Annotated in this window: 5 protein-coding genes; 2 read left to right on the top strand and 3 right to left on the bottom strand. The window is 51.5% G+C overall.

Translation table 11 applies throughout. From position 1 onward, the window contains the following. Positions 1-136 precede the first annotated feature (136 nt). The 3 genes from FD38_RS00485 to FD38_RS00475 all read right to left on the bottom strand — a co-directional run bounded on the left by FD38_RS00485 (position 137) and on the right by FD38_RS00475 (position 3,339). A complete protein-coding gene (locus FD38_RS00485; protein ID WP_057730176.1) occupies positions 137-1,339 on the bottom strand; it encodes an ATP-binding protein in 1,203 nt (400 codons plus the stop codon). A gap of 287 nt (positions 1,340-1,626) precedes the next feature. After that, a complete protein-coding gene (locus FD38_RS00480; protein WP_057730174.1) occupies positions 1,627-1,863 on the bottom strand; it encodes a hypothetical protein in 237 nt (78 codons plus the stop codon). 69 nt (positions 1,864-1,932) lie between these two features. Continuing rightward, positions 1,933-3,339: a C69 family dipeptidase gene (locus FD38_RS00475; RefSeq protein WP_057730172.1), complete on the bottom strand. Its 1,407-nt coding sequence runs from the start codon at positions 3,337-3,339 to the stop codon at positions 1,933-1,935. 150 nt (positions 3,340-3,489) lie between these two features. Between FD38_RS00475 and FD38_RS00470 the strand changes: the two genes are divergently transcribed. Both FD38_RS00470 and asnB read left to right on the top strand, forming a co-directional pair. Then, complete coding sequence (locus FD38_RS00470) at positions 3,490-4,194, top strand: Crp/Fnr family transcriptional regulator (protein WP_057730170.1); 705 nt, start codon at positions 3,490-3,492, stop codon at positions 4,192-4,194. Between the two features lie 157 nt (positions 4,195-4,351). Further along, positions 4,352-6,232 carry an asparagine synthase (glutamine-hydrolyzing) gene (gene asnB, locus FD38_RS00465; protein WP_057730169.1) on the top strand — a complete coding sequence of 627 codons (1,881 nt, stop codon included), beginning with the start codon at positions 4,352-4,354 and terminating at the stop codon, positions 6,230-6,232. The last annotated feature ends 113 nt before the right edge of the window (positions 6,233-6,345 follow it).

The following is a 6,345-nucleotide window of genomic DNA, read 5'->3' as shown; positions in this document are numbered from 1 at the left end:
TTCTTATCATGAATCGTTGATTTAACAACATTTCCATTGACAAGACGTAGAAAAACAGCCCTGCCAATTTCTGATTTGGCAGGGCTGTTTTCGACCATTATTAAACTAAACCAAGTGGCAATATTTCTTGTGCTCATTAGTTGGTGGGGGATTCTAAGAGCCAATCAATCACGTTAATCACAGGAATACCATCGATATTTTGAACATCCGGGTAATGACGTTGTGTTAACAGAATTTTTTCATAATTATCGGGAATCTGTAAGAGATTGTCAGTCTCGTGACTATTTTGGGGGAGTTCGTAAGTGACTTGAAAGTATTTTAGCTCATCGACTTTACGGGCTACAAAATCGACCTCTTTAGCATCTAACTTACCAACATCTACGGAATAGCCGCGGCGAACGAGTTCTAAATAAACAATATTTTCTAATTGCCCAGCATAGTTACCAGGACGGCGGCCGACCGCGTTTCGACGTAGTCCGGGGTCAACGACGTAATATTTACCAGAAGTCCTAAGATAGTTACGTCCCCGTAAATCGTATTGGCGGGCGCGGTAAAATAAAAAGGCGTCCTGAAGGAGCTGAAGATATTTTTCAATCGTATGGTTTGAGACCTTCAGTCCTTCGCTGGTTAAGGTGCCCGCGACTTTTGCTGGTCGGGTCAGTTGCCCCGTATTGTCAGCCAAAAATCGGACCAGTCCGCGTAACGATTCACCATCACGAATGTTAGCTCGGGTCATCACGTCATTTAAAACGATGGTGTCATAAATCCCGGATAGAATTGAGTCTTTAATAGCTGGGTCGGCTAAGACCACGGCTGGAAAACCACCGAATTGTTCAAATTCGCGAAAAGCGGTATCTAGGTTATTGCGGTTAGGCTTTAAATCTTTAGCTGTCAGGAACTCCTGAAAAGAGAACGGATAAATTGGAATTTCGACATAGCGACCGCTGAGTAAAGTGGCTAGCTCGCCCGATAACATTTTAGCGTTGGAACCGGTGACCACGATATCGCAATCATAGCTCACGCGTAATCCGTTGATGACGCGTTGCCAGCCGGAAACCATCTGAATTTCGTCAAACATCAGGTAGAAGTGAGCGGTTTTAGTTAACTTGGGTTTTAGGATTTCCAGTAATTGATGATCGTTTCTAACATCGAAAAGGTCAATGTCTTCAAAGTTTAGATAGATGATTTGCTCGGTGGGGATTCCTTGATTAACTAAATAGTCACGATAAAGCATTAACAAAACTGATTTTCCGGAACGGCGAACACCGGTGATTACTTTAATTGCGTCGATATCTTTGAATTTGATTAATTGAGCCAGGTAATAATCACGTTGAATCATTGGGCAACCCCTTTCAACCATAAGTAGGCAAGGCTTATTCAAAAATAAAAGTATACTTCCATTTTAACAACATTTTCGTAATTTTAAAAGTATGATTCCAAAATGAACCTATATTAGGATTTCAGGAACTATACTTCCATTTTTCATATATTTTTATATTTCAGGAACTATACTTCCATTTTTAGTTTTAGGAAAGAGACTGCCGTTAATCATTTCACGATTTCAGCGTGTTCAGCGTGAGCCACAAAAAAGCGCCGCGGCAATGACCACGGCGCTTTGCGTATTCACTAGTTAATTTCCTTTGACACGGTATACTTCTTCGAGGCCTTGACGTTGGTGTCGTTGAGCTTTTGTTCCGCCAAGAAAATATCGAAGGACGGTTCGCCCTTTTGGCTCTTCACCACCAGAACGTGCCCCGAGTCCAGGTGCCGGTCCCGATAGATCTGCGCCGTTTGAATGGCCTCGTTGTAATCGTGGAAGTTACCAATAGAGTCGCCGGGATTGAAAAGTACCACTTCATCCATCACAATCATTCCTTTCAGGATCAGGTTCTAGCTTTATTATACCGCATCCGTCATGAAAACGATATCAATTTACAAATTCTCGTCCATGGTAAACGATAATGCGGATTGTTCGGCGTTGGCCTGGACCAGGCGCCCGATTTGGGCCTGAAGGGCGGTCGCAAAGGCTTCGGCGGTCGCGGCGTTAAAGGTGCCCAGGTCGTGGGCGGACGGGGCGGCGAGCTGATCACCCGCGGCGACCCGTTGGAAGCCTTGGCTTTGACTGGTTTTCAGAAAATCGGCCAATAACGCCCGGTTTTGATGATAGTGCGCTTCGCTCAGCACTTCTAATAACTTGGCCTGCCAGTAGGGGTTGGTGGCGCTGTAAGTCGGGTTCGTCGCCGCGTAGGCCGGAGCCAGTTGATCGCCGGCCGCGAAGAACGGGACGTAGGGATTGAAGGCGGGATTGCCGAAGGCTTGCCAGATGATGCCGGCCCGCTGCGGCGTGACGTCGCGTCGCAGTTGCAGGAGATGGCTGTTTTCGGTTCGGGCCAGACCGATCGCCCGAAACTTGGTTTTGTCGGCCGGACTGCCGGTGCCCAACGGATCGTAAGGCGTTTCGGCGTAGTGTGAGCCCAGAATGGCGGCCACGTCGTCCAGGCCGATTTTACGTTCGGCGTGTTGGATGAAGGGCAGATCCATACTGGTGGGTTCCTCGAAGGCGCTGGGCGTCAACAGGTGATGGCCGAACCAGACCCGCGGGGTGTTGTAGTGGGCGTCCTGGTCGCTATGGGTGCCGAAGATGTGACGGGAGTTGAAGCGCCCGCCGTCCGGGTTTAACCGGTGGCCTTGGACGAATTGACGGAGGTTGGGCGAGGTCAAAAAGTCGGGGCTGTCGAAGTCGACGTCCTCGATGGCTAGTTGGTTAGCGACCACCGCGTAGGCGTCGTCGGGAATCCGCTGAGCGACCCAGTGGTGACCACTGAGGATCTCCATGTACCAGACGTCGTTGAGGTCACTAAACAAAACGCCGTTGGTTTCGGCGGCCCCCAGCGTGCTGACTAGGTGGCCGAGGCGTTGGATGCCGGCTCGCGCGGAGTCCACGTACGGCAGGACCACCGTCAGCATGGCGTCTTCGGCAATCCCGTCGGCAATCAGGGGATCGACCCCTAAGACGCGGCTGTTGGTGTAGGCGCTCTCGGTGGCACTCATGGCGACCTGGTGGCCGTTGATGCCACTTTCGCCGTAGTCGCCCTCGCGCGGATCGCTGTCGGGGACGGCGGTGTACTGGGCGGCCGTGGCCGGTAGCGTGGTGGTAAACCCGTTATTTTTTGAGACGAAGTGCAGGTCGCGGGCTTCGTTTTCCGGATGGACCAGGGTACGCTTGGGCCAGATGGCGACCGAATTGTCTTCGTTGCGGGCGATAAGGGTACTACCATCGAGGGTGGCGAGTTTGCCGGCTAGAAAGGACGTGCAGGCTTGATGCGTTTGACGAGTCACAAGAATTCCTCCTGAGGGGGAAGCGCGAAAGCCCACGCTTCCCAAAGTTAACCCTAATATAGCACACTTTTAAACCGGAACATATTTGCGCAGCTTTCGCACTAAGTTTGCTAAAATAGGGGTTGGATTGACAGAAAGGACGGCAAGATAATGGTAGAACACGTAGCGGAACATCATCATTCATTGGCCCGTGAGTTGGAATGCGTCTCGGGGGTGCCGATTTTCCAGCAACTCGCGCAACCCCAACTGACCTCGGTCGCCGAAGTGACCCGGCCGATTCACGCCAAGAAGGGGCAGACCGTCTTTCGGCCCGACGAGGTTTCCCAGACGCTGTACATCGTTAACGCCGGGCAGGTCCGGCTGTATCACCTGGCCGACGATGGTAAGGAACGGGTCTTACGGGTGTTGAATCCTGGCGACTTCATCGGCGAGATCGCCCTGTTCACCGATGAAATTCACAGCAACTACGCCGAAGCCACCCAGACCACGGAGCTTTGCACGATTTCGCGAGACGCACTGACCACGCTAATCCAGCGGATGCCCCCGCTGGCGTTGTCGCTATTGAGCGCGTTGGCGGTCCGGCTGAAGAGTGCCGAACACCAAGCCACCTTACTGGCAATTCCCGATGCGTTACCCCGATTGGCCGGGTATTTGATGGACCTGAGCCAGGGGAAGGCCACGGCGCTGACGTTACCCATGAGCAAGCAGGATTTGGCGGCGTATCTGGGGATGACCCCGGAATCGCTGAGTCGTAAGCTTAAACAACTGGTGATGGCGGGGGCCATTGTCACCAGTGGCCGCCGGGAGATTCGCGTGGTAGACGCGGCTAAGCTCCAAGCGCTCGCCCCACAGTAAGCCCGGTGGACGGGGCGGCACAAGATATTAACGGTCTGGTAAAGAATCCATGAGATGATGGTATTCGCAAATTAAATTTGCTAAAATGATGAGTGTTGTGTTTCAATAGAGGCTTAGAGTAACAACAGACAGATTAAATTCAAAAGGGGATACGCACATGTGTGGATTCGTTGGTTATGTGAACCAAAAGGATGTTCCCGCTAATACCATCAACGATATGGCGGATCGCATCAAACACCGGGGGCCCGATGACGAGGCCTACTTCAGCGATGATCAAGCTGTTATGGGGTTCCGGCGGTTGTCAATCATTGACTTAGCTCACGGGAAGCAACCGATGTACAACCGGGACCAAACCAAGGTTTTGACCTTTAATGGTGAAATCTATAACTACCAGGAAATTCGGGCTGACCTGCAAAAATTAGGTTACGAATTCAAAACGGATGTGGATTCCGAAGTCTTGATTCACGGTTACGACGCTTGGGGGCCCAAGTTGCTCGACCGGTTACGGGGGATGTTCGCCTTCGTGATCTACGACAAGACTAAAAACGAAGTGTTCGGCGCCCGCGACCATTTTGGGATTAAGCCGCTATACTACTACGACGATGGCGACACCTTCTTGTGGGGCTCCGAAATCAAGGCGTTCTTGGAACACCCGAACTTCAAGAAGGAATTTAACGAAGAACTCTTACCGATTCACCTGAGTTTTGAATTTATCCCGTCGCGTGACACCATGTTCAAGCACGTCTACAAGGTGCTACCAGGCCAATACTTCTTACACAAGGCGGGCAAGACGGAAACGCACCGGTACTTCAAGTTCAGTTACGACCACATCGACAACAGCCAAACGGTCGAAGGCGACGCCAAGAAGATTCGCGGCATCGTCGACGAATCCGTGAAGGCCCACATGATCGCCGACGTGGAAGTGGGGAGTTTCTTATCCAGCGGGATCGATTCATCCTACGTGCTGAACGAAGCGTCCAAGCTAAAGCCAATCCAATCCTTCTCCTTAGGGTTCAAGAACTCCAAGTACAGTGAATTGAGTTGGTCCACGGAATTTGCCAAGGAAATCAAGCAGAAGAACACGCCACTGTACATGACCGGTGACGACTACTTCGATATCCTACCAACCATCATGTACTACATGGACGAACCGTTATCCAACCCATCGGCTATGCAGCTGTACTACCTGTCTAAGGGGACGCGCAAGAGCGTGAAGGTGGCCTTGTCCGGTGAAGGGGCCGACGAATTCTTCGGGGGCTACAACACCTACTTGGAAGCCATTCCGTTCGAACGTTACCAAAAGTGGGTCCCTAAGCCGATTCGGAAGGGCTTAGGCGCGATTGCCGAACGCTTGCCACGGTTCCACGGTCGCCGGTTCTTAGTCCGGGGGGCTGAGCCGTTAAGCGAACGGTACTACCGGGTCAACTACGTCTTCGACTATCACGATCGAAACAAGATCCTGAAGAACCCGAAGTTGAACCAAGACGCCGGGGCCTACACCCAACACCTCTTCGATGACGTGAAGGGCTTAGACGAAATGACGCAGATGCAATACTTCGACATTAACACCTGGTTACCTTACGATATCTTACACAAGGCCGACCGGATGAGTATGGCGAACTCACTAGAAGTGCGGACGCCACTGGTGGACAAGGAAGTCGCGAAATTTGCGGCCACCATGCCGGTCAAGACGCGGATTCACGCGGACGAAACCAAGATTTCCCTGCGGACCGCAGCCGAAGCCGAACTGCCAGAACGGGTTGCCAAGAAGGAAAAGATGGGCTTTCCATCCCCAATCGCGACCTGGATCAAGGAAGAACCTTACAAGTCCCGGATCATTGAAGCCTTCAATTCCGACGTGGCCCACAAGTTCTTCAACACCGATGCCTTGATGGACATCTTACACGAACACATCAACGGTAAGTCCAGCATGCAAAAGATCTTCACCATCTACACGTTTATCCTCTGGTACGAAGTGTACTTCCCAGAAGACACCACGGCCAAGACGGTGGATCTGGTGCACCGGACCCAAATCTAAATAATCGGCGACGACGTAGAGTTGCGCCACTAACGATCAAGGTTGTTATTGGACTCGTCCGCTAACAACCTTGATTTTTTTGAATGATCCCGCACCGGGTTAACCGGTGAGGT

The organism is Levilactobacillus zymae DSM 19395 (assembly GCF_001434115.1).
GTDB classification, from domain to species: Bacteria; Bacillota; Bacilli; order Lactobacillales; family Lactobacillaceae; genus Levilactobacillus; species Levilactobacillus zymae.
This window is presented reverse-complemented; position numbering and strand designations above follow the sequence as displayed.

Excerpts from the sequence above, each read along its gene's own strand:
- asnB (WP_057730169.1), top strand. The coding sequence starts at position 4,352 with ATGTGTGGATTCGTTGGTTATGTGAACCAAAAGGATGTTCCCGCTAAT.
- FD38_RS00480 (WP_057730174.1), bottom strand. The coding sequence starts at position 1,863 with ATGGATGAAGTGGTACTTTTCAATCCCGGCGACTCTATTGGTAACTTC.
- FD38_RS00485 (WP_057730176.1), bottom strand. The coding sequence starts at position 1,339 with ATGATTCAACGTGATTATTACCTGGCTCAATTAATCAAATTCAAAGAT.
- FD38_RS00470 (WP_057730170.1), top strand. The coding sequence starts at position 3,490 with ATGGTAGAACACGTAGCGGAACATCATCATTCATTGGCCCGTGAGTTG.